The organism is Rhodococcus opacus B4 (assembly GCF_000010805.1).
GTDB classification, from domain to species: domain Bacteria; phylum Actinomycetota; class Actinomycetes; order Mycobacteriales; family Mycobacteriaceae; genus Rhodococcus_F; species Rhodococcus_F opacus_C.
The window spans coordinates 526,903-549,524 of the sequence record NC_012520.1; the positions used below are offsets into that span (position 1 = coordinate 526,903).

26 protein-coding genes are annotated in these 22,622 nt (G+C 63.0%); 12 read left to right on the forward strand and 14 right to left on the reverse strand.

The annotated features are described in order from the left end of the window. Positions 1 to 68: 68 nt before the first annotated feature. Both ROP_RS38560 and ROP_RS38565 read right to left on the reverse strand, forming a co-directional pair. Positions 69 to 497, reverse strand: a complete 429-nt coding sequence (locus ROP_RS38560) for a YciI family protein (RefSeq protein ID WP_012687021.1) — start codon at positions 495 to 497, stop codon at positions 69 to 71. Positions 498 to 587: 90 nt separating this feature from the next. Next, positions 588 to 1,382 (reverse strand): phosphoadenosine phosphosulfate reductase family protein, encoded by a 795-nt coding sequence (locus tag ROP_RS38565; RefSeq protein WP_043827337.1) that lies wholly within the window; start codon positions 1,380 to 1,382, stop codon positions 588 to 590. A 24-nt stretch (positions 1,383 to 1,406) separates the two neighbouring features. On the opposite strand from ROP_RS38565, the gene ROP_RS38570 reads away from it, so the two are divergent. From ROP_RS38570 to ROP_RS38590, 5 genes are all read left to right on the forward strand, one after another. Further along, on the forward strand, positions 1,407 to 2,060 hold the full coding sequence (locus tag ROP_RS38570; protein ID WP_043827340.1) for a hypothetical protein: 654 nt from the start codon (positions 1,407 to 1,409) through the stop codon (positions 2,058 to 2,060). Between the two features lie 159 nt (positions 2,061 to 2,219). Continuing rightward, on the forward strand, positions 2,220 to 2,453 hold the full coding sequence (locus ROP_RS38575; RefSeq protein WP_012687024.1) for a hypothetical protein: 234 nt from the start codon (positions 2,220 to 2,222) through the stop codon (positions 2,451 to 2,453). 866 nt (positions 2,454 to 3,319) lie between these two features. Then, entirely contained in the window at positions 3,320 to 3,760 is a 441-nt protein-coding gene (locus tag ROP_RS38580; protein WP_043827343.1) for a hypothetical protein, read from the forward strand. Then, on the forward strand, positions 3,757 to 4,608 hold the full coding sequence (locus ROP_RS38585) for an RAMP superfamily CRISPR-associated protein (RefSeq protein ID WP_012687026.1): 852 nt from the start codon (positions 3,757 to 3,759) through the stop codon (positions 4,606 to 4,608). The genes ROP_RS38580 and ROP_RS38585 overlap by 4 nt, the downstream gene beginning before the upstream one ends. Then, entirely contained in the window at positions 4,605 to 5,342 is a 738-nt protein-coding gene (locus ROP_RS38590; protein WP_043827346.1) for a hypothetical protein, read from the forward strand. The genes ROP_RS38585 and ROP_RS38590 overlap by 4 nt, the downstream gene beginning before the upstream one ends. Before the next feature lie 92 nt (positions 5,343 to 5,434). Here ROP_RS38590 and ROP_RS38595 read toward each other — a convergent pair whose 3' ends face one another. The 6 genes from ROP_RS38595 to ROP_RS38615 all read right to left on the reverse strand — a co-directional run bounded on the left by ROP_RS38595 (position 5,435) and on the right by ROP_RS38615 (position 10,416). Continuing rightward, complete coding sequence (locus ROP_RS38595) at positions 5,435 to 5,953, reverse strand: hypothetical protein (RefSeq protein WP_148222666.1); 519 nt, start codon at positions 5,951 to 5,953, stop codon at positions 5,435 to 5,437. Between the two features lie 171 nt (positions 5,954 to 6,124). Continuing rightward, positions 6,125 to 6,724, reverse strand: coding sequence for a hypothetical protein (locus tag ROP_RS38600; protein ID WP_148222667.1), 600 nt, complete (start codon positions 6,722 to 6,724; stop codon positions 6,125 to 6,127). Positions 6,725 to 6,844: 120 nt separating this feature from the next. Continuing rightward, positions 6,845 to 7,513, reverse strand: a complete 669-nt coding sequence (locus tag ROP_RS38605) for an LGFP repeat-containing protein (RefSeq protein ID WP_050785275.1) — start codon at positions 7,511 to 7,513, stop codon at positions 6,845 to 6,847. 584 nt (positions 7,514 to 8,097) lie between these two features. Next, on the reverse strand, positions 8,098 to 8,670 hold the full coding sequence (locus ROP_RS42145; protein ID WP_012687031.1) for a hypothetical protein: 573 nt from the start codon (positions 8,668 to 8,670) through the stop codon (positions 8,098 to 8,100). Between the two features lie 826 nt (positions 8,671 to 9,496). Continuing rightward, the gene (locus ROP_RS38610; protein WP_231869125.1) at positions 9,497 to 10,009 is read right to left on the reverse strand and encodes an ImmA/IrrE family metallo-endopeptidase; all 513 of its coding nucleotides are present in this window, start codon (positions 10,007 to 10,009) and stop codon (positions 9,497 to 9,499) included. Between the two features lie 35 nt (positions 10,010 to 10,044). Further along, the gene (locus ROP_RS38615; RefSeq protein WP_012687033.1) at positions 10,045 to 10,416 is read right to left on the reverse strand and encodes a helix-turn-helix domain-containing protein; all 372 of its coding nucleotides are present in this window, start codon (positions 10,414 to 10,416) and stop codon (positions 10,045 to 10,047) included. 135 nt (positions 10,417 to 10,551) lie between these two features. On the opposite strand from ROP_RS38615, the gene ROP_RS43665 reads away from it, so the two are divergent. Continuing rightward, on the forward strand, positions 10,552 to 10,716 hold the full coding sequence (locus ROP_RS43665) for a hypothetical protein (RefSeq protein ID WP_167315994.1): 165 nt from the start codon (positions 10,552 to 10,554) through the stop codon (positions 10,714 to 10,716). A 306-nt stretch (positions 10,717 to 11,022) separates the two neighbouring features. Here the strand turns inward: ROP_RS43665 and ROP_RS43035 are convergent, their stop codons facing one another. The 4 genes from ROP_RS43035 to ROP_RS42150 form a co-directional block, all read right to left on the reverse strand. Then, complete coding sequence (locus ROP_RS43035; protein ID WP_148222668.1) at positions 11,023 to 11,301, reverse strand: hypothetical protein; 279 nt, start codon at positions 11,299 to 11,301, stop codon at positions 11,023 to 11,025. Positions 11,302 to 11,363: 62 nt separating this feature from the next. Beyond that, entirely contained in the window at positions 11,364 to 11,738 is a 375-nt protein-coding gene (locus tag ROP_RS38620; RefSeq protein WP_043827348.1) for a hypothetical protein, read from the reverse strand. 376 nt (positions 11,739 to 12,114) lie between these two features. Then, positions 12,115 to 12,903 carry a hypothetical protein gene (locus tag ROP_RS43040; RefSeq protein WP_148222669.1) on the reverse strand — a complete coding sequence of 263 codons (789 nt, stop codon included), beginning with the start codon at positions 12,901 to 12,903 and terminating at the stop codon, positions 12,115 to 12,117. Between the two features lie 24 nt (positions 12,904 to 12,927). After that, positions 12,928 to 14,427, reverse strand: a complete 1,500-nt coding sequence (locus ROP_RS42150; protein ID WP_148222670.1) for an LGFP repeat-containing protein — start codon at positions 14,425 to 14,427, stop codon at positions 12,928 to 12,930. 624 nt (positions 14,428 to 15,051) lie between these two features. Here ROP_RS42150 and ROP_RS38625 point away from each other — a divergent pair. From ROP_RS38625 to ROP_RS43325, 4 genes are all read left to right on the forward strand, one after another. Then, a complete protein-coding gene (locus tag ROP_RS38625; protein WP_012687036.1) occupies positions 15,052 to 15,309 on the forward strand; it encodes a hypothetical protein in 258 nt (85 codons plus the stop codon). A gap of 177 nt (positions 15,310 to 15,486) precedes the next feature. Continuing rightward, complete coding sequence (locus tag ROP_RS38630) at positions 15,487 to 16,572, forward strand: M48 family metallopeptidase (RefSeq protein ID WP_012687037.1); 1,086 nt, start codon at positions 15,487 to 15,489, stop codon at positions 16,570 to 16,572. A 103-nt stretch (positions 16,573 to 16,675) separates the two neighbouring features. Further along, complete coding sequence (locus tag ROP_RS38635; RefSeq protein WP_012687038.1) at positions 16,676 to 17,056, forward strand: PLDc N-terminal domain-containing protein; 381 nt, start codon at positions 16,676 to 16,678, stop codon at positions 17,054 to 17,056. A gap of 37 nt (positions 17,057 to 17,093) precedes the next feature. Then, entirely contained in the window at positions 17,094 to 18,053 is a 960-nt protein-coding gene (locus ROP_RS43325) for a hypothetical protein (RefSeq protein ID WP_158306533.1), read from the forward strand. A gap of 605 nt (positions 18,054 to 18,658) precedes the next feature. Here the strand turns inward: ROP_RS43325 and ROP_RS43050 are convergent. After that, complete coding sequence (locus tag ROP_RS43050; protein ID WP_231869126.1) at positions 18,659 to 20,005, reverse strand: LGFP repeat-containing protein; 1,347 nt, start codon at positions 20,003 to 20,005, stop codon at positions 18,659 to 18,661. Between ROP_RS43050 and ROP_RS44695 the strand changes: the two genes are divergently transcribed. Beyond that, positions 19,998 to 20,336: a hypothetical protein gene (locus ROP_RS44695; RefSeq protein ID WP_231869127.1), complete on the forward strand. Its 339-nt coding sequence runs from the start codon at positions 19,998 to 20,000 to the stop codon at positions 20,334 to 20,336. The two genes, ROP_RS43050 and ROP_RS44695, sit on opposite strands and share 8 nt — an antisense overlap. Positions 20,337 to 20,600: 264 nt before the next feature. Here the strand turns inward: ROP_RS44695 and ROP_RS38655 are convergent, their stop codons facing one another. Further along, positions 20,601 to 21,620: a DUF6414 family protein gene (locus tag ROP_RS38655; protein WP_012687041.1), complete on the reverse strand. Its 1,020-nt coding sequence runs from the start codon at positions 21,618 to 21,620 to the stop codon at positions 20,601 to 20,603. A gap of 147 nt (positions 21,621 to 21,767) precedes the next feature. On the opposite strand from ROP_RS38655, the gene ROP_RS38660 reads away from it, so the two are divergent. Beyond that, positions 21,768 to 22,577, forward strand: coding sequence for a hypothetical protein (locus ROP_RS38660; RefSeq protein WP_012687042.1), 810 nt, complete (start codon positions 21,768 to 21,770; stop codon positions 22,575 to 22,577). The last annotated feature ends 45 nt before the right edge of the window (positions 22,578 to 22,622 follow it).

A 22,622-nucleotide genomic window follows, 5' to 3' on the forward strand; every position in this document is an offset into this window, starting at 1 on the left:
GCACTAGACAGCCGGCCTTGTTCGAGCGGCCCCCGGCACCGCGATCAGCGGATCCGGGGGACGTGTCATCATCCCTGGTGAAAACCGCATTCCGTAGTGGTCGATGCGGCGGTCAGGAAGGGGCGCACCTCGAGCCACTCGTGGATCGGCTTGCCACCCGCCCCGGGGGCCGCGGACAGTTCGCCGGCCAGTTCGAGTGCTCGCTCGCGGGTCTCGACGTCGATCACCATCCAGCCGGCGATCAGGTCCTTGGTCTCCGCGAACGGGCCGTCGGTGACCGGTGGCCGGCCCTCGCCATCGTAGCGGACGAACATGCCCTCCGCGGAAAGTGCCTGACTGTCGACGAACTCGCCGGTGCTCTCGAGCCGGGCGGCGAAGTCGTTCATGTACTGCACGTGGGCGGAGATTTCCTCCGGCGTCCACTGGTCCATCGGTACGTCGTTGACCGATGCGGGCGCGCCGCGGTAGTGCTTGAGCAGCAGGTACTTGGCCATCATGTTCTCCTTTGGTGCGGTGTGGCCGTTGTGGCCGTTTCACTGCGGGGACGAAGCCGTGCGCGGGTTCTCGACATTCCGCGGTGACATTTCCTAGCTCATTTGTCGGAGTCGGGGGAGTACATCGGCGAGTTGCTCGAAGAGGGTGGGCCATCCGCGGCGTAGCCAGGTGAGACGGCCGCGGTCGAGGTGGCCACCGTCGATGAGGTGGGAGAGGCGGTGTTGCTGCTCGGGGACACCCAGCTCACGGAGTTTGGCGTAGACCGGGTTCACCGGCAGACGGTGGCGGGCGATGTGTGCCCAGACGTCGGTGGTGGTCCAGTTCCAGATCGGCCCGTACGCGGTGGTGCCGTCGGCGCGGGTGATGACGCCATCGCGGCGGCCACCTCGGGTGTAGAGATGCCGGCGGGCGGCGGATTCGTCGGCGCGCACACCCCACAGCTCGCCCGGTCCGAGCAGTGCGTGAGCGCGGCGAGCGGGTGCGGTGATCAGCACCTCATGCAGGTCGACGGGCGTGCCGACAGGGGCGCAGTGGTCCCAGTGGCCGGAGTCGGCGAGGACCTGCAGTAGTGGTGGGTCGGTGGGGATGCGGTGCAGGTCCAGTCGCCAGGTGTGGGCGAGTTCGGTGAGATAGTCGTAGGTTTCGGGATAGTCGAGTCCGGAGTCGAAGAACACCACCGGCACCTCCGGTTCGACGCGACGGGCCAGGTCGAGGACGATCAGCGAGTCCTTGCCACCGGAGAACGCGACGTACCCGTCATGGGCGGCGAGGTGCGCCTCGATCCGGGCCGCGATGTCGGCGACCGCGTTTGGTCCGGCCTTCACGGACGGTGCTCGCAGGCCGCGGAGCATCGCCAGGTCCAGGCCGGGGTCCGGTGCGTTCACCACAGTGGGCAGGTTACGGTGCCGCCCATGACCATTGCCGCTCCCGTCGATGTGGTGTGGGCCGCGTACACCGCCGCTGTCGGGATCCCGGACGTGGCCGGCGCACCTGATACCCGGGCGGCTGGGTGCGCACGCTGCGGCCACACCACCGCGGCGATGAGCCCGGTCGGGCAGGTCATATCACGGCGGTTCACCGGGTACGAGTCGTGGACGAACCTCGCTGGCCGCAGCCTGTGTCAGGTATGTGTGTGGGCGTACCGGCACCGTTCGCTGCGCACCGACGCGCACATCGTCACCCGGGACCCGGTGACCCTGACGCCGGCGAACCCGGCACTGCTACACCAGGTGTTCTCCACCTCGGTCGGTACGGACACCGCGGTGATCGCGCCACTGCGGCCCGGCCGCAAACACCTGCTTCCCGATGCCCGTTGGGGCACGGTCACGGTCGACGACACCTCCCTGACCTGGTCGGCGGCGGACGCGCATCGGCTGGCGGTGCTGCGCCGACTCCGAGCACACGGCTTCGCCGAGACCATGCTCCGCGACGACACCCCGGCCTACCCCGTCCTGAGCCGGGTCGACGCCGACCAATGGCCGCAGGTCTTCGACGACTGGCACCACCTCGCCCCGTGGCGTCAGGCCACCCCGTGGTTCGAGGTGGGTCTGCGCGCCAGCCGGTAACGGTGATTCCGCAGCTGAGAGGACAATTCAGCGCTTCTCAAGTGGGGGGTGGAGAACCCCTCCGAGATGCTCTCGGCGCGGTGTGGAGCGATCAGCGAAGCACCGTAGGCACAGCGAATCCCCGCGGTGCCTTCCGAGAGCAATCCTTGAGGAGTTGCAATGATCGACCCCACCTTCATCTGGACCTGCGCCGCCATCACTGCGGCGGTCGAACTGTGCCGCCGGTTCCGGTGGTACCGGCGCGCCCTCGCCCACCAGCGCGACGGCGCCACGCGTGACTGGTACAGCAGCGAGTTCGCGCTGAGGAAGACTTACGCCGCTCGGTTCGGCGCTGCGTTGACCGCGGTGGTCCTGTTCGGGATCGTCTTGACCATCGGGGCGGGGGTGGCCTGATCGGCGCTCGCCGCAGCAGTGAGGCCGGCACGGGTACACCCCGTGCCTGGCCTGTGCACTGTCCCCGGCTCGCACATGGAAGGACGAGGCGCGGATGCGCGCGCTGTCATCCTGATTCGGCAACGTCGTCAAGATCTCCGCACCGCGTGGGATCGGAAATGTCAGCGGCGTAGCAGGGTTCGGCCGCCTCCTCGTCGGGACGAAGGCGGCCGAACCCTCTACGCGCGCCGCATGAATGCCACTAATCCGCCGCCGCCACCGAGAAGAGTAGTGAGGGCGGTGGCGCCGACCACGGGGGCCGGGGAGTAGGTGATCACCGCGATGATCAGGCAGATAGCGGCGACGGCGGCGATGAACCACAGGAAACTGTGCCAGGGCGGAGCGCCGCTGGACTGCGGGTCGCCGTTGTTGATGGGGGAATGGGGCGGTACCGTGGTGATTGAAACCTCCAGATGTCTTCATCAGCGGGCAGATGTGGTTTCGAGAAGCGCCCTCGCCGACCTCTCACAGAGGCGAGGGCTTTCTCGTGTTCGATGGTTCTTCCGGGACGGAGTCGCCGTCTGTCGATGAGTTTATAGGTGCAGGTCACCTGTGAGGGGTGAAGGACTCGGGTGCGCTCATGGTTCGATGCCTGGCTGTATCGAGCGAATGCGTTCTACCTGCATCGACGTGTCGACCAAAGGCCGGCAACGCATTGTCGAAGTTGAGGAACGCATCGGATCGGAGTCAACCGGATCCATCTCGCCGAGCTGCGAGTGACGGCCCGCCGATCACACGGGACGCACAGGCCTCTGCCCGATGCCGAGGACGCCGTCGCTGGAGTCTTCGGCTCGAGAAATCTCGCTCGGTTCCCTAGGCTCGCGGTAATGGACACGACGGGGGAAGACACGATGTCGGTGACTGACCGCTGGCTGGCTGCGGTGCCGCAGCTGCCCCCGTTGATCGGGCCGGCCGCGCAGGTGGCGGAGCGGTTGGTGTTGTTGCTGCACTATGGCGTCGACTGGTCCGAGAACAATTGGGTGGCCTCCCGGCGGGGTGACTACTGGGACACCCTTCTGCCCACCCGGATCCGGTTGGCCACCTACAACAGCGTGAATTTGCATCAGTGGTGGACCGCGTCGGCGGCCCGGTTGGGGTCGAGCCCGCGCACCGATGAGCAGCGCTCCGAGCTGGCCATGGTGCTCACGAGCGAGCCGCGGCCGGTGCTGCAGGTGATGCGCGATCAAACGACCGCGCTGACGCTGCGGACCCGGATCGTGGCCGACGCGGTCCGCGCCGCCCGCACCGAGCAAGGGTTGGCGTCGTGATCGTGTCGCGGGTGTGGGAGATCGAGATGACCGCCCGTTCGCCGATCTCGCACCGCGGGGAGTTGATCGGGACGACCGCGATCGGCCGACGGATGAAAGTCCTGCAGGCGGACGGGTCGGTGGAGCTGGTCCCGGTCATCTCCGGCAACTCCTTCCGCGGCGTGCTGCGCCGAATCGGCGAGGAACTGCTGCGCGACGTCCTCGGCTACGAAGGCCAGCTGCCGCTGGCGGTCGCGCACACCCTCCGCAACGGCGGCGCGATCGTGAAAACCCAGGCGGAACCGATCACCGGCCGCCGCCTGCACCAACTCCGCGAGCTGATTCCACATCTGAGTGTCTTCGGCGGCGCGATCGGCGCCGCCCCGATCGACGGCTGCCTACGCGTCGGCCACGTGGTGCCAATCGTCACCGAAGCCACGCCGATCCTGCGCCGGGAGTACCCGGGCCCGTTGCCGTCCCGGTTCGACATCGAAGCCCTCGAGTCGTACTCGCACCTTGACGACGTGACCACCGGCCACGCCGGCACCACCGTCGACCCCGAGGCCGAGACGGGTGGGTCGGGGTCGCCGGTGATGCGGTACGACATCGAAACCCTCGCCGCCGGCACGCGGTTCGAATCGTGGGTACAACTGGTCCGCGGCTCGGACCTCGACCATGCCTTCGCTGCCGACGTGCTGGCCGAGTTCACCCGGTCGGGCTGGCTCGGCGGGCGCACCGGGATCGGGCACGGCCAGATCGCCACCACCATCGCTGACCAGGCAGGGGGTGCCCCGGTGGTCGATTGGCGAGAGATCGTCGCCTCCCGGCGTTCTGAGGCCCTGGAAACCCTGCTCGCACTCCCGGCATGACCCTTCAGATCGCTGCGGGGATGGTGCCGCTGCTCGTCCGGGCAAAGATGGCGGCGGGTGTCGCGCACGCGGTGCCGTGGGGGATCAGCCTCGATGGCCTCCTCGCCTCCGAGATCCGGGGGAACACCAAGGCCGCCGCCCGGATGGCGGGCACCGACTACGAGCCGTACAGCCCCGATACCGTGCCGGAGGACCTGGACCTGCCGCTGGCCCGCTGCCCCGGCGACGGCGCAGAGGGATGGCATTGGGCGGCGACATTCGCCTACCCGGAGGACGCGGTCCCGGGTCCGCATGTACAGTACTGGTCCGCCCGACCGGATCAGCAGGCCCTGGACCAGATGTCCGCGGAATTACCGGCGTTGGTGTCCGAACGCCAGGGCCGCTACCGCTCCCGCGTCATGCCGCTGCCGCTGACCGTCTGCCGGCACCTGGTGTGGCGGGCGGTCGGGGACCCGGCGGCGGTCGCCGAGCTACTCGCACCAATCGTCTCGATCGGGAAGAAGCGCAGTGCCGGGCACGGCCACGTCCTGTCCTGGGAGATCACCGAGCAGCCGGACGCCGACCCGTGGGAGTTCGCGCACCTGCACCCCGACGGCAGCCTCGGCCGCACCGCACCCACTGCTTGTCTAAACGCCGCCGACGACGTGCGTACCGGCGGGGAGGGACAGATGGGGTTGCGGCCGCCGTACATGCACCCCGCATGTCGTGCACAGGTGATGTTGCCGGCGACCTGAAGGTGGGCCGATTCCGTAGCCCGATCACCGCCGTCGACCAGGCCCTCAATGAGCTCAACAGTCTCGAGCGATCGCCGTGAGGATGTGATCGTTTATGGTCGCTCCATCGACTCAACTGCACCTCTTCGATTGCTGCGTGTCGCCCGAAATCCGGCAACAACTAGCAAGGATGCGATCATGAGGCCGGCCGCCAATCCCACGACGGTAAAGGTGATCCACGTGGGACCAAACTCAAGATGGAAATGGTCCGACATCTGTACCGGATTTGGATCCGGATTGGTCGGATCGCGGGGTTCCTCTTGGACGACGGAATGGAATCGGGGTGGCACGACATGGCCGATCAGCGCCACCAACAGACCAAATATTGCTCCGAAGACGGCGAAGAGAACTGCGAGCGAAACCTTCCCGGGCGTTCGTCGTTCCAACCCCCACCCGGCGCTAGCCAGAACAATCGAGTAAATCAGCGCGGCAACGACTCCGAAAGTGAGAAACCAGGCCGATGCCGGGAACCACTGCGGAGGGTCGTTGTACAGGAATCCGGTGATCACGTCGAAGTAGTACTCGTCGTCGCCATCGGTGGCAGGGGGAGGCGGTGACGGCTGGATGCCCACATTGACAGGCGGGCCAAACGGGGTCGTGAAACGCCACGCCAACGCCCCTAACGCTCCGAACAGTACGCCGACGGTCGCTAGGACCGCGACGAGACTCCACCCCCCTCGCGTTCTGATCAAATGAACCGCCATTCGACTGTGACCGCCTCTCCCTCAGCTCTCATCCGGGGGCTATCTGGGGTACTCGGCTGCAGCAGAGACGATGCTCGCTCCATCGAGGCGGACCGGCTGGCTTTGCATGTCGAGGGCAGGCCAGGCGACGGTCAATGTCAGAGCGTTCGCGGGCGGCAGCGGCCACACCCACAGGGGCGACTTGTAGTGGTATTCGCCCTCGTCGGTGAGCGACCACCACATCCCTTCGAAGATCAGCGCTGAGTCGGTCGTCGGCTCTGTGTCCTCGCAGTCAGGCCGCACTTTCTGGGTGGTCAACACGTGCTCATTCCCGCAATCGATCTCGATCGTCGGAAGTCGGTCAGTCGGGGTCTCGATCCGGCGCGCCGCCGACAAGTTATGCAGCACGGTACGGGCCGCATCGAAACCGTCGTCGACGCGACGCAGCCTCCAGCTGATCGTGATGTAGAGCCCGGACGGGTAGATGTGCAGAGGTGAGAGCACCGAAACCTCGAGCCCGGGACTGTCGAGAAGGGTGGCAGTGAAGGGTAATTCCACTCCCGGATCCGAGTCTACGTTCGGCGGAAAAGGTATATGTGGCACGATTCGCCGGGGCGCGTCGGGATCGAACACAACATTGGCGTCACCTGGGTTGGTCATGTTGAAAGGGTCCTCTTGTCCTGTTGTCGCGCGCAATGTGGGCCGATCGTCCGGGGAGCCTTGCCGGGCGCTGTCGCCGGGTAGGTGGATGGTCTACCCGGCGACAACGCGAGGCGATGCTCAGTTGGCGGTCACCTCAACCTTGAAGTTCGCAAGGATTACTGAGTCAGTCGGTCCGTTGTAGAACATCGCACCCCTTTGGAAACGTTGCTCGATCTGGCTCTGTGTGGCCCACCATCCTGTGCTGGCCATTTCGTCACTGGTCGGATATCCAAATTCTCCGGTTTCGTAGCCTACTTCGGCCCATTTCTGGAGGATGCGCCCGTGAATGACGTGGGCACCAGTCGAGGGGTGCCAGTAGATCACCCCGTCTTGGAACACCTGTCGTCGACCGGTGCCGTCCGGATTCACGATCTCGTCGGTGACGGGGTACTTCATGAACCCGCCCTCGTAGCCGACGTTCCCCCACTTGGTGAGAAAATCATGGGCGACAAAATGCGCTCCTGTTGCGCCCGACCAGTAGATGTGCCCGCCCATGAATTCGGAGCGTCGGCCATAGCCGTCCGGATTCACGAGTTCATTGGACTTGGGAAAGAGCAGGAAGCTGTTCGGGCCGCCAAGAGAGTTGTATTTATCGAGAATGGCGCCACAGACCTCGAACGGAGCCGGCCAGAAGACCTGGCACCCCGCTGCGGCTCGTGACATACGGAGGCGTGCCTCCATGGTCTCGGCCTTGTCGGCATCTTCTTTGCTGAAACCTTCCGGAATCTCCTCCCGATCCGAACGCATCTGGCCAGCGACAACCGTGGATTTCGGGTTCTCGGTGGCCTTCCAATCGCCCCCTGTTTCCTCTGTGGGGGTCGACGATGTCGGGCCGGGCGGGGTCGTGTCAGGAACAACCTCAGACGCCGGTGCGGACTCGGCGGGGAGGGATGTCGTCGATTTCGCTGCCGAACTTTCAGCGGATGCAGTCGTCTCTGTCGGTTCCGCTTCTGGGGACTGACTCTCGGTTGGCGTCTGTGTACCGGGAGGCGTAGACGGCGGGCATGGTGTGAGCGTCGTAGTCGGTGTTGGCGATGACGATGGCGTTTGTGTCGGCGTCGTGATGCAGGGGTCTGCGGGTGCTGACTGCGAAGGTGAGGTACTAGTCACCGGGGGCGAACTCGGACCCGGCGTTTCTGACGGTGGTTGGGCATAGGCCCAACCACCGCCCGCGAGTAAGGCGAGCGATACGCCGAGCGATGCGATTACGACCCGACTCTGATTCTTGCCAGTCTTTGTGGTATTCAATGTTAGTTATCCCCTTGCCGATCAGCAAAATTGGGCGATAATCCCACGCGCAGGTCTGTGCTAGCGACCTGACATCGTAGATGTCACGGCTGGTTGTACTTGCACACATTTCCTACAGATATGGGCTCGCACTTCGCTCCGGTTGTCCTTGCCGTCGCGGACTGCCAGCTTCCGTCTGGCTTTAGGGCCCAGAATGCGTACGCCGTGATGATGGAGTTACTTGCGGCCGATGAGTGCTCCCAGGTCTTGCGGCCGCTACTAGTGGTCTCGGTCGCCTGTTCGCCTCCACCGCGGACCGCGCCATCGATGACGGCGAAGACATCGATGTGTCCTCCTTTGAAGTTGCCGCCGTTAGGGGAGTAGGTCTTGTTCCAATCGAAGTTCTGTGTGATCGACCCCGGATTGGTGGTGACTCTGTAGGTGATTTTGTCGGTTGGGTCGCCGCATCCAAGTCCATCTGTGCGGCAGTAGCGTCCAATTATGTTCACAGACATATCTTTCCAAGCAGTGTTCTCCGTGATTGCCTGGCCGTTAACCGGGAAATTCCACGGCTCGTCATCGGGTATCTGCCCGTATGCCACAGGCGAGGCGAACTGTTGCCCGGCTAGCAGCAGGATGGATGTGAAGGCAATTGCCAGTATTCTGAGGGTCTTCAAAGAACAACCTCCTGATCAGAGCGTCAATCTTTGGGTTCGATACCGGTTTCGCTGCATCGAACCGTGATGAGTGGCGAAAGCGAGACCACATTGCGCGAGGTGTGTGGTGGATAGCGGTTACGTGCAGAAATCTGCGCATCGTGCAAGGTTTGGCATCTCGTATCTCCTTGCCCTAGTTGGGGAACGTCTGTCAGCAGCGGGCCCGTCACTGGTTAGCAACGTAAGGCAATCCCTCACAGGAATCTCTCAGGTAGGCGGGTGTCGGTCTGACAACAACCGGACAGGAAGAAGCGGTCTGTGCGCTTGACCTGGGAACCCGGCGGTTCCCTGGGGTTTGAGAATTCTCTAACGTCGCGCGTGTCGCGAGAAAAAGTCTACATCCCTGTTCTGCAAAGCTTTTCACGTAACGCTATCTGGCAATGTCCGATATTCGTGGCGCGATGACGGGCAACCGTCGTCGCTGGTCCGACGGGTCGATGGATGTGACCCAAACGTGTCCTCAAGCGATAACACCGCGTGATAGAGGGCGGCAAGATTGGGCTGTTCATTGACGGATTGTTCAGGTGACCGGAGGAGTCTGAATCGGCGATATCAAACGCCAAGAACGGTTCGCGTGTGCGGCTGGACGGCCGCAGCCTTGACCGGAGCGGGGCATGGTTGCGGCAACGCTGTCGCTGCTCAGGCGGGCCGGGTATCCCCCGGGTGCACTCGCAGGCTCAGGCGGCGGATCGCCAGTTCTATTGGCCGGCCCCGTATCGGGCCTGTGGAAGATCCGCGATGTGTTCAATTCGCTCGGTGCAACGAACGGGCGCAACCCTTCACTGCGTCACCTGGACACCCTCCGGCGAATTGTGCGACCACCACTGACGTTGAGGCGCCACCGGGCCATCTCCACGCTCACGTCGAATCGTGTGGCAGCGTCCTCGTTGCTGACACCGCGAACACCCAGAGTGCGGGCGGCCTCGGTCGGGATGAGCAGCTCGCCTGCCAACCAGTTCGCCTCGACTTCGTGCTCGGAGTTCGAGGACCGGCAGCCGTCGTCACTCATCATGGTGGCGGCAAAAGGGTGCTCGAGCACGACGTGGGCCATCTCATGACTTGCGGTGGAGCGGCGGCGCACAGTGGTGTGACCGTCGTTCTCCAGCATGACGATCACGGTGCCGATCGGCAGAACCGCTCCGGAGAAGGCCTCGGACCGCACGGACGAGAAGTGATGCAAGGCTTCGGCCGAACAGTCGAGTTCGGACAGACGGACAACATCGACGCCATAGAGTTCTGCCAGCGCGTACGGATCGAACCGTGCCTGTAACCCCAGCCCGACCTCCTCGCGCAGCTCCACAGCGAGTCGCCTCGCCTCCGCTTTGAAACCGCGTCTCATTGCTCGATACGGGCTGCTCGCGTCCTTCGGACGGTGGCTTCGATGATGTCCTCCAGGTACTCGACGTCCTCAGCCGCCAAGTCCTTGCGCGCCCGCAACAGCGGCGCCAGTTGTGCCACCAATTCAGGCTGGTCCGGTGTGACGGCGGTGTCGTCGTCGGCGATGAATTGCTCCGCCGGCATTCCCAGCCAGCGGGTGAGGGTGACAAAGCCGTCGGCATCGGGGCGGTAGCCGTTCCCCAGCCGGGAGAGGAGCGATGGACTCACCCCGATCTCCTTTGCCAGTTGGCGCATGGACTGACCTCGTTGTTTGCGCACACCGTCGATTGCTGCAAACAAGGCGGCCACATCGATCTTCGATTTACTCATTCTCATTGGTTTCGTTGATTCGTCCCACATCCCCAGTGTTGCAGGTTCGACGCACCGAGTGCTAGTCGACGCACTGATGTACAGTTGCATCAGTGCGTCGAACTCGACGCACCTTGGAAGAAATGGAGCACAAAGATGGCACAGATTGGAACTACTGCGTCCACGGGCGAAAAATGCCCCGAGAGCGGTGTCTGGGCAGTGGTCGGGACGCCGTCCACGACGGCGCCCATCGCCAAGGGCAACACCATGCCCCCGTACGCCGGCAAGGCCGTGACCTGGCGGCTGACCCAGCTCGCCTGACATCGATCGATCCGAACAACCCCGAAAGAGAGCACGAAATGGCTAAGAACACTGGTAATGGGTCCCGCCGCGGAGCAGTCACCGGAAGGTCACAGACAAAGACCGCGACTGGGTGGGTCAAGCGCGATACCGGCACGGGACGCTTCCTGGACCGAAAGGCGGACAACGCGCCGTTCAAGGGAGTGCGCAAGGAGAGCTGACAGAAAGTACTAACGGCGTTGGGGATGTAGGACCCATCCCCAACGCCGTTCTCCTGTCCCACACTACGCGACACGGCACCGACAGGTGAGGTGAGGGTTGAACACCTCATTGCATCTTGCTGGGGTCGCCGAGCCGACTCGGCTGGAAGATGACGGGGGCGAGAGCCCATGCCGTCACACAGAGAGCGATTCCGAATCCTGCCATTTCCCAAGGGGTATGCGAACCGTCGATCCTTGATAGCAGCGCGGGAACACCGGCGATCGCTAGACCACCGGCGATCGCTCGACGCTTTGTGGGAACCGGCGGCCAGATGGCACAGAACGCGACAACGGCGACCAGGAACCAGCCGAGGACAGTCTGAAGATTGTGCAATTGGATGGTCACCTCAGCGGAATGAGTAGGTGAGTAGGACTGTGTGTCCCATTGGCTTGTCGACCGGAACGTCACTATGGACGGGCAGGTACCGGGGCAACGTGTGACCGGCGGGTGACGACCAGGGCGGCAAGGGCTGCGGTGACGGTCGCGACGATGATTCCGATCGGCGATGGCGCCGCCACGGCCACCAATGGGTAGTCGTCTGGGGCGGGTAAGCCGTTCGACCAACCGAATTCGCGGTCAATCGGCGCGGAGATCGCGAAGAAGGTCATGGTCAACGGCAGCATCGAACCCGTGACCGCCACGAGTGTTCGGGCCGGTAAAGATGAGGCCGCGACCAGGCCCCGTGCGGTTGGTAGAGCGATCGTGTACGCCAGGGTGGCGACGATGTCGAACGTCGCGTTGGCGGACAGCAGAGCGGCGGCCGTAACCACGGCAAGTGCCATCAATCCCGCACCTGGCATCGGTCGACGCCACCCCACCGCTGCCCCAGTCCCAGCAGTGCAATGCCGTGGCCGCGTCAGCGGTCACGATCTACTCCGTGTTAGAAAAAATCCAATTGACGCACCGAAAATTGCGCCCGCGATCGGAATGAACACCAGTTCCCATGGGAAATAGAACGCCACACCTAGCGTCAACGGCTCTTCGGTTGAATTTGAAACCCTCAAATCATCAGGAATGAAGGACCCGAATACTGCCCACAGTGTAAAGGCACACACTGCTGACGAAAAAACAATTCCAGAGATTGCGGCGAAAGTGATTCTTGAGAGCAATTTAAGTACCTTACTGCGGCTCGGCTACTTGAGTTATTTGTCCGAAGTGTTAGGAATTTCGGAGGGAGGCCGTTGTCAGAATATGGCTTCTGACGCCTAGCTTTTGACACGATCTGGCCACGTGAGCTGCAAGGTGTGCAGCTATATCAAATGAGAACGCTTCGGGGATGGACACTTCGGACTTTATCCTCCCAGTGCTCCGACCCATCCACGCATCACGCGACATCTCACCCGGTTCTTGCAAAAGATATGAAGAATCACCAACAACATCTGGGGGTTGAAACCGGATGCCATCTCTGGCGAGCCCGCGATTTGCTTCCTCAATAATCTGTTGCGCATAGTGTAAGCATGAATTGTCTTCCCCACCGTCTATTTCGTATCGAAGAGTAGTGGCGGAACGTGTTCTAGAGAATTCGAACAACGGTGCTATCCAGCTGGGTCGCACAATTGGTCCACATCCAAGGGGAATCATTAGTTGCACGTCTGATAAATTATCGAAACCTTTACGCATCAATACTTTTTCGGCACAAGCCACAATCTGAACAATGGGGACAATGATGCGGCCGGTTCTGTTTGGCAATCCAACCTGAACCCACAGTGCACTGCCGGAGCGTGGCTGACCTTCACGGGTATCCCAGTCTCCTCCCGCTTCTTCCATTTCCCATAAGGGAGGGAAACAGGGTGCTTTGTCGGAGGACTCCGATCCACCCCAACCGAGGACACTTGCGTAGGTATTGAAGGCCCTGTACGGGTCGCAGTAGGTCGGATCTTCGTCGAGAACTTGCTGGCGACGGACATTGCCGAATACTGCAATAAAAAGCTCATCCGTCGCCAGCATTCTCTCACCTACTCATTACGCAACTCACGAACAGTTAAGCTCGAGGGCATTCCCGTAGTGCTTCGGTGAGTATACATCTGCTGCGCCCACCAAGGCTGCGTCAACCACAATCCTCCAGGTCCTGGGCCCCAGATGAATGCACCGAGAGTTGGCCGCGACCCAAGTTGTGCTACCGCTTCCGGGTCCTCTGTTCGATTCTGTATTGTAAGAATCCGCGCGATTCTGCCAATTTCCGTCAGCATCCAGGTATTGCAAGTTTGCCCGGAGATTGGCGCGAGCGTTCGACGGGCAATTTGCCAAAGGCTCCCACCATCCGTGGCTCGAAACAGTTGGCGGTACGACTACGCCGTCCTTTTTGCTTGTGGATATGTGTATCCTATCGTTGTTGAGCGTGAATAAGCAGTATCCTCCGCTTGTATTCTCGAGTTGGAGCACCGGTGATGACTCGATGTCGATTGTACCGCCCTGAAAAGTCTGCGAGAATTGTGCGGACGGGGTAGAAATTTGATCTGTTGTAGGATAGCCGAATTGCCCTCTTTCGGAACCGCTTTCAGACCAACTGCTTAGTATGTCTCCGGTAATTGGATATGCTCCAGTTGCGGGCGACCAGTAAATCACGCCATTTTGGAAGCGTGCCATCTGGCCTTGACCATCCGGGAGGGGGGCAATCTGGTCCTCAGTCGGGTAACCCAAGAAGCTTCCCCCTGGGGCTGCGCCGCCTACTGTATTCCATTTGTCCCTAATTGGGCCGTTTAAAACTAAGGAACCGACTGCGTTCTGAAACGCGACATAAATCGCGCCCTGCTGGAATTCTTGACGGCGTCCGCCGTCCGGCAACAAAATCTCATCGGTCGTAGGGTACTTCAGGCGACCGGCCTCGTAACCGTTGAGGCCCCAGCGGTTGAGGAAGCTGTTGACCACGGGGTGCGCGCCGGTGGCGGCGGACCAGTAGATCGGTCCGTTCAGGAACTGGGTGCGCTTTCCGTAGCCGTCGGGGTTGGTGTATTCGGGTGAATTCGGGTAGGAGAGGAAGCTTCCCGGCCCGCCGAGGGAGTTGTACTTGTCCCTGATCGCCCCGCACACCTCGTAGGGGAAGGGCCAGTACGTTTGGCATCCCACCGCGACTCGGGACATCCGTTGCCGTGCTTCCATGGTCTCGGCCTTGTCGGCCATTTCCTTGGTTGCGCCCGCGGGGATTTCTTCACGGTCGGATCGCATCTGCCCGGGAACGACCGTCGACTTCGGGTCCTGGGTCGGGGCCCAGTCGGGATCAGGTTCGGCGGTCTTCGAGGACAGCTCCGGATTGTCCGGAGCGACCGGCTGATCGGCCGGCGGGTCTGCAGGTAGCGGAGCATCGGCGAGTGCCGCTGGCGCAGGTGCTGCCGGTGTGGCGTCCGCTGGTTGCGGAGCGGCCGATGGTTGAGAGGATTCCGAGGTCGGCGCTGGGCGGGCTGCCGTCGACGTGACGGATTCTGAGGTGGGAACCGGAAGGGCTGTCGTCGTCGATTCGGGTTCTGTCGGCACTGTGTCACACGACGGCGCAGGCGTCGTCGTCGGTGTCGTCGGTGCTGCTGTTGTTGTGGGCTGTGCGTTTGGCGTGGTCGTCGCGCACGGATCGGATGCGGGTTCGGGTGATTGAAGTGGCGCGGCTTCCGGCACACCCGACGGAGTAGGAGTGGGGGTGTTAGTGGGTTGTGCGGCCGCGAGCCCTCCGCCCGTTGCGACCAACACCGACGCCAGTGCCGCTACGACCAGCGTCTTTGCTGGCGAATATCGTTTCGGGCGTGACAAGTTCAAGTACTTCGTGGTTCTGGCCATCTGACGCCCATCTTCTTTTGGGGAATTCGGTCAGCGGCGGGCCCGTCGCTCGTTAGTAACCTAAACCAATGATTCACAGTTTGCTCACAGGTAACAGGTGACGCTTCTATAACAAAACGGGGCGGCTGGTTTGATCCAGCACGCGTGCGGGGCGTGAACCCAGAGTATGGGGGTGCACGGCGATCGTGTTGTCCGCCGCGCGAGGTAGGGACCGTAGTTTTCATGGAAGTGAGAGGACTTGTCTTGATGACAACTAGTTCGATGTTCGCTCGGTCGCGTTCGATGGTGTCCGCGTTGGCGGTTGCCGGTGCGGTAGCGGGGGCTTTATCGATGGGCACGGTGACGGCCGCCGCTGCTCCTGCGCCGGGCCCGGTGCACGTGCAGGCGGCCGATTGCAAGGGTTACTGGCCTTCGCCGTATCAGGTGTGCGGAGAGATCAAGGATCTGTACGACAGCCTCGGCGGCCCGAGCAGCAGCCTGTCGTTCCCGAAGGGCAATGAGGTGACCAACCCGGACGGCAGTAAGCGGCAAGAATTCCTCGGTGGTGCGATCGTCTGGACCGCGGCGACCGGTGCCTACGTGGAGTAGGCATTCTCCGGTGGTGGCTTCTCGTCGTTCGTCGACCGTGAGGCCACCGACCGGGCCCGTGTACTCGCGGTCACGTCTCTCGCGTGACGCAAACGCACATGCGTCGGTGGGACCGCTTGAACGAGTTTGATGTTGTGAACAGGCAGGACTGTCGGGGCTGAGGCGAGGAGAAGAACGTTGAGCACAGCACCGGATCGCACCCGGATGGAGTTTCCGGGTATCAGTTCGCGGGCGTGGGAGCACCCGGCGGACCGCGCAGCGTTGGTCACCCTGCGCACGTTGAAGGGGTTCGACACCGTGCTGCGGACCCTGTCGGGTTTGCTGCAGGAACGTCAGCACCGGTTGATGTACCTGGGCACCTCGGTCCGGGTCGACGGTCGCCAGTTCAGCGACCTCAACGATTTACGCGCGGACTGTGTCCGCATCCTCGGCGCCGACGAGACTCCGGAGCTGTTCGTGTTGCAGACTCCGGTGGTGCAGTCCTTCACCATCGGCATGGACAGACCGTTCATCGTGGTCACCACCGGGTTGCTGGACGTGATGACCTACGAGGAACAGCGGTTCATTATCGGCCACGAACTGGGCCACGCGCTCTCCGGTCATGCTGTCTACCGCACGATCTTGCTGCATTTGATGCGACTGGCCGGCACGATCGGCTGGATACCGGTCGGCGGGTGGGCGTTGCGGGCGATCATCGCCGCCCTGATGGAATGGCAACGCAAATCCGAACTCTCGGGGGATCGGGCCGGGTTGCTGTGCGGTCAGGACGTGCACACCGCGCTGCGGGTGCAGATGAAATTGGCCGGCGGCTCGCGGGTCAGTGAGATCGATATCGACGCCTTTCTCTCCCAGGCCGCCGAATACGACGCGAGCGGGGATCTGCGGGACGGGGTCCTGAAACTGTTGAACATCGAGCTGCTCGCGCACCCGTTCTCGGTGCTGCGGGCGGCGGAGCTGAAGAAGTGGGTCGACGGCGGCGGATATGCGGCGGTCCTGCGCGGGGAGTACCTGCGGCGCGGGGAGGACGATGACGCCCGGATCGGTGACGAGTTCCGCACCGCGGCACGCACGTACAAGCAGAACTTCGATGCCTCGAATGATCCGCTGATCCGGATGCTGCGAGAGATCGGCACCGGGCTCGGCGGGGCGGCCACGGTGGTCGGAAACGGTGTGGGGGAGGTGGCCACCGACATCAAAGACCGGTTCAACCACTGGCGCCGGGGGTCCGGGAACAACAATGAGGGGCCCGAGACTCCCGAATGATCACCCAGACGCACCGGGTGCGGAGCGGTCGTCGTAACGCCAGTGCCCGCTGTCGTGATGAACAGACGGGCCGGTGCCGGCCGGGAACGAAACAGGGGTGGGTATGCCGTATCTCGGGTTGATCGTGCTGATTGTGTGGGTGGGCTGTCTGGTCGACGTGATCTGCGCCGAGGAGTATCGGGTGCGGCACCTGCCGAAGACGGTGTGGTTGATCATCGTGATCCTGCTCCCTCTGGTGGGGTCGGTGTTGTGGCTTGTGGTAGGCCGTCCGCATGGCGGCGGGTGGTCTGGGCCGCGGCTCACCACGGGTGCGTCGTCGGGGTTCCCGGAGTACGACCGTCCCGGTCGGCAGGCCGGCCAGCAGTCTGAATCGGATGAGGAGTTTCTGCGCCGGTGCCGTCAGCGGGCCGAAGAACAGCGCCGGATCGCCAAGGAGCAGGAGAAGCGGCGGCGCGAACAAGGTGGCGACGACCCCAGCGTGTGACCGCGGCCGCAGCGGGTTCGCCGCTTAATCTGGGGTGATGAAGAACCAGCGATGGTTCGGCGCCCTAGTACAACACCGGAGGGAAGAGCTGGGGCTGACCCCGATCCAGCTGCACAGGATCGGTGGTCCGTCACTGGAGACTCTGGCCAAGATCGAATCCGGTGAGGGTACCGTCAAGCACACCACTCTGGTCCGGATCGATCAGTCCCTCGGCTGGCCCGAGGGCGCCTCCCTGCGAATCCTGACCGGCACCGACAGCGTTGCTCCGCCGGAGATCTATTGGGGTCGCACCCTCACCGCGGCGGACACCCTCCCCGAGGCGGTCGACGGCAGGGGCGTCGGACACACCGCCTCTGCGGATCCAGCCTTCGGGGATGAAGCACGGGAGGTCGAGGATCCGGCTGCGCGTGCCGGGCTGATCCGGGTCCGGGTGGATTTCGAGGCGTTCTTCGTCGACATCGGCATCGACGGGGTCGTCGAGGCAGAGAAAGCATTGATCGGGTGGGAGCTCGCGGCGGTCGACGAGCAACTCGCCACCCACCGGGAGACCGCCACCGACCAGGAATCCGAGCGAGCCCATGAGCAGGTGCAGGCGCTTCTGCGGCGCAGAGAGGTTCTCGAAGCGGAGCTCACCGAGGTCGAGGAGCGCTACCTGCGCGATGTCGCCGCGTACACCGCGGCGTATGCCGCGGCCGTGGAGGCCGAAGCCCGGCGATTGGGGTGGACCGGCCCGGTCATCGTCGAATGCGTCGGCGCCGGCGCCGGCGCCGGCGTCACCGAAGCCGACGCCGACGCCGCCGACGCGGTCCGTGAGTTGGTCGAAAGGCTGCGCCGGCATGCCCGGACTACCACTCCGCTCCCGGGGAGTTCCTACGGCACAGCACGAGCGTATTCGGAGATGGAACGTCGCGCCGCCGACGACTACCGAACCCGACTCCGACACAACAGGACCCAGCGGTCCGTACTGACCTCGCGGGTCATACGAAGTTCGGATTGATTCAGCGGAGGGTGAAACAGACCGATGACATAGAGATCGTAGCCATCGGATCGCCGTCATGGCCCATTGGTGTTCAAAGGTAGGGCTCCGAAGGCCGATAGGTTGCTCTTTTGCTGGCGTTCTTACCAGTCTCAAGATTCTCTGTCAGGCTGGTTGCATGCATGAGTCGGTTTTCGACCTTGTCGACCAGTTCGGGGCAAGTTTGTCTCCGGCGGTTGACTCTGTCCTTCTCGCCAATGAGATAGTGAACCGTATAGAAGCGCGAGCGAATCTGCTTCGCCGACACGTGCGAGCCTATTCAGAAGGCCCGGGTGGGAACGAGGAATTGCTCGCTAACGCGCGTGGGGAACTGAAGGCTACCGATGCGGAGTTGCTCCATTGGAGGGTGGTCGCCGCTCGACTGGCGGGTACGGCTGTACCGAGCGATCCCTCGCCGATTCCCCCAGGCGAATGGACGGCGATCTCCCCAGACGGGGACGAGAGAGTGTGACGAGCTTTCGATCGAGATGCCGCTGTATTCCACGTCGGTGTGGTCCTGCCCGCAGACGGAGGCGGACAGGACCACACATGAAATCACAGGTTAAGGAGATGGTGACCGGACACTTCTACAGCGTGCCGTTGACCCAGTCGGGGCACCATCCTTCCCCGGCCTCTGATCCGGTCTTGCAGTATCCGGTGACAACGCCCTGAGCAAATTCGTCAAGATGGCCATCTTCGTCCATCGCAACCTCCCGAGTACGCACAGCTGCTCGGATGATCGTCTGACCTCTTGCTTTGAACTCCGCCTGGTACTCCAGGCGGTCACCAATGGGTACCTTCTGGGATACGTTAATGATCTTTCCCATCGCGTCCAGATCAAGATTGTGGTCGACAAGTGCATGCATCCACCCAAACGCCCCATGACCGGGGGTGGCCTGTGAATTCTGTCGGCCGAACCGTGCAACGACCGTCCTGTCATACGAGTCGGGCCATGCTTCTTCGCAGTTGAAGGGGGTTCCAGGGTGCACTGTCTCCGCTGGGCATTCCGTCTCCCGTGGCTTACCTGGAGAAATCTTGACGACACCATCTCCTGGTTGGTCCATGGTTCTGGCCGACGATCCATCCTGCGTGACGAACCAGTTCGCCTCGGCAGCCCCTTGCTCTGCACTCCATAGAATCATGCCGGCCTCGAACTTGTTCATTCGCGTGCCAGCCACGGAGAGTTCTGGAGGAGGGACGATCTCGTCGCTGAGCGGGTAGCCAAGCGAGCCCTGCTCTGCGCCGAGTTCATTCCATTTAGCGCGGATCGCTCCGCGGATGGCGTAGGCCTCGTTGAGTTTCCAGTAGATGGCGGCGGTATTCTGAAACTCTTGACGCCGCCCGGGCGCAGTGCCTGGGTTGGCGATTTCGTCGGTGGTGGGGTATCCGAGAGGTCCGGCTTCCCAGCCGTTGCGTTGCCAGGCGGCGAAGAAGTGGTTCACCACCGGGTGAGCGCCGCTGGCGGAAGACCAGTAGATCGGGCCATTGTTGAACACCGACCGTTTGCCGTATCCGTCGGGATTGGTGAGCTCGTTGGAGGCGGGCCAGAGCAGGAAGCTGTTCGGGCCGCCGAGGGAGTCGTATTTGACCCGTATCAGCCCGCACACGGTGTACTGCCAGGCGGGCCAGTAGACCATGCAGTCGGTGGGAGCGGCGGCGGCGAGGGCGGTGGTGGCGGTGGTGGCGGTGCTGCGCGACCGGGACGATGCCTGGAGTTTCGCTTCGGCGATCTCGGCCTTGTCGGCGTCTTCTTTGGTGAAGCCCTCGGGCAGTTCTTGGCGGTCCGAGCGCATCTTGCCGGGCACGATCGTGGCGTTGGGGTTCTCGGTAGGTGTCCACTCCACGAACGGTTGCTTCTCGCCCGGAGCTGGCGCCGGTGCCTCGGTAATGGGCGAGGTGGCGGGCACCTCACTGGAGGGAACCGGTGTGCTCACCTCCGCGGACGGTACCGAGGGTGTCTCCGGTGCCGTCGGCGCCGACTCCTGCGACTGCGGTGCTGGTGGGGTTGCGGTGGAGCTGTTCGGTGCCATCCGCTGCGCCGGGGCCTCCGCCGACGGTGCCGACGGTGTCGTTGTGGTCGTGGTGGGCGCCGTGGAGGTGGTGGTGCCCGGTGTCGGAGTTGGTGTGGTGGTCGGTTGCGCCGCGGCGAGACCGGCACCGGAGGCGAGCAACGCCGACGTCAGCGAGGCGACAACTAGGGTTTTCAGCGGTGAACCACGTTTGGGGCGTGGCGAAACCACATTTAGTATTGCGTTAGCCATCTGACACCTGTCGTCTCTGTGGGGGACTTCGGTCAGCGGCGGGCCCGCTCGCTCCTTTCAACCTAACCGATCATGCTCAGGAACCACTCAGGAATCATTAGCCCCTCCAGTAACAGCGGGCGAAGTGTCCTCTCCGACACTGGTGAACTGCACGTTCGGCTGGCGCTTCCACTCCAACGGCCGCCTCCGGCGTGTCGGAGAAACCGGGAACAGATTGTTATGCAGTGCTTTACGTCATCTCGATATGGTTCGCGCGCCCGGGGAGGTACTAGGCGTATATGCCGATCGGGAGAACGGTAAATGATCGGCCCTCGATCACTGCAGGGAAGTGCAAGTCGAGGGGTGGTGCGGCTGCTTCGTTGCGGTTGAGGTGGTCTCTGACAAAGGCGGTGACCTCAGCATCGTTGAGCCTGTCGACGCTGCTTCCGAGGCTGTGGAAGAGCCACCGCACCCAGTCGGTGTCGAGTCTGCGCAGGAACTTGTTCTTGCGGAGGACGGGGATGTCGGTTTCGGGCGAAGTCACGACTTTTCCGAGCACGGTGAATTCGCCATCGAGCAGTCTGTCCGGATCGGCGGTGGTGAAGTGCTCGGTCTCGCATACCACGATGGCGGTCAGGCCTGATGCGATCGCGCAGTGGAATTCGATGGTAGTACTGCGCCGAAAGTCGGTGTGCAGTGCTGTGGTAATCGCCCGGGCGAAATCGGCTTGCGTGGTCGCGTTCTGCTCGGCGAGTTCCCATTTGTATTTGAGTTCATCGACGTTGAAGGTCTCCCCATCAACCGCAGGCCGACGAGTTCGGGCTGCGAACCGAGCGACTTCCGAGATGAGATCGGGGCTGGCGATGTCGAGGATCGCGCTGATCGGGTCAGGGTTGAACTTGCCGGTGAACTTGACGATGGCGCCGGTTTCAAGGGGCTCGGCATCGTCGGGAGTTGCGACGGTGGTGGTGTGCTGCTCGAGCAGCTCGTGCAACCGGTGCAGGTGGAACGCCATGTCGTAGGAAACCGACAGCCTGTGTCGGGTGGCGCTTGTATTCTTGTCGGTGGTGGCTTTGTCGAGATTGCCGCCGACGTCGAGGCCGGCTTCGCCCAGTCCCGGCATGGCGGCGCGGGCTGTCAGGTGGGTCTTTCCGCCGCGACCGCGTTGGTCTCCGTGTTCGACGCCCTCGGTGTATTCGCTCTCGCCGCTCAGGGAGATGCCGGAATTGGTCGCTGACTGGGTCAGCCCGCCGATGAAGTCCGTGTTCTGGTATACCGCGACGTAGGGGGCGATTTCGGAATCTGTCACGGGTGAGATGGTTGCACAGTTAGCCGGTTCGTCGAAGGGTCGACGCTACGGTTCCCCAAAAAAGAAGCCACCGTTCCCCGGAGGGCGACGGCGGCTTCGAAAACCCGGTCCAAGCCGGGAATATGGCACAAGTGTAGCGTTCGCCGCGTGCTTACTCAACTCACGCCCCGGCAGCAGGCGGCGTTGACTGCCACCACGGCAAATGTCCGTCTGGCACCGTTCCGTCGTACGTACTCGGGTCACGAGGGGCCGGCGGCGGCCCTATACCTTCTCGACGCGAAGCTCGCCTCGCATATCCACGCTCACCTGCGGATTGTCGAGGTTGTCCTTCGCCAACAAATGCATGTGGCTCTCAAGGTTTCGTACGGAGCGCGCTGGTTCGACAGCCGGACGGGGGCGAATCTGTCCAGCGAGGCCAGCAAGAAGGTGCGTGATGCATACGACACTCTGAGGCCGCAACGTCAGCGTCGCGCCGCGGCTGGCCGCGCAGCGCCGGCACAGACGCAAACACCCTCGGCGGACAAGGTGGTAGCGGCGCTGATGCTCGGTTTCTGGGTAGCGCTGTTGCGCACACCGAACGATGCCGATCATCAGACGACGTTGTGGACTCCCGCGCTCGAGGCATGCTTCAACGCCAATCGTCGGCCAGGGGCGCCGGCGTGGACGATGAGCATGACGCAGAAGGCGTGTCAGCGGTTGAATTGGGCGCGTAACCGAGTCAACCACTGCGAAAGCGTCGTTTTCGGGTTTCCCCAGCCAGGACAGGTGCAGCACGGCCAGATCCGGTACAGCCCGAAGAGCATCGTGGAGGAGTGCCGGACCCTGGTGGGGCGGTTCGATGTAGATGTCGAGGCGTGGATGCGCACTTGCACGGTGGTCGATCACTTGATCGCCGATCCTGCCGCGCAGCGTGCCCTCGCATACAGCGCCGGCCAGCAGGGTAGAACGATTCGGTAGGCGGCGAGGCCGGGTGAGTCCGTCACCTGACGTCGGCGCCGCGGC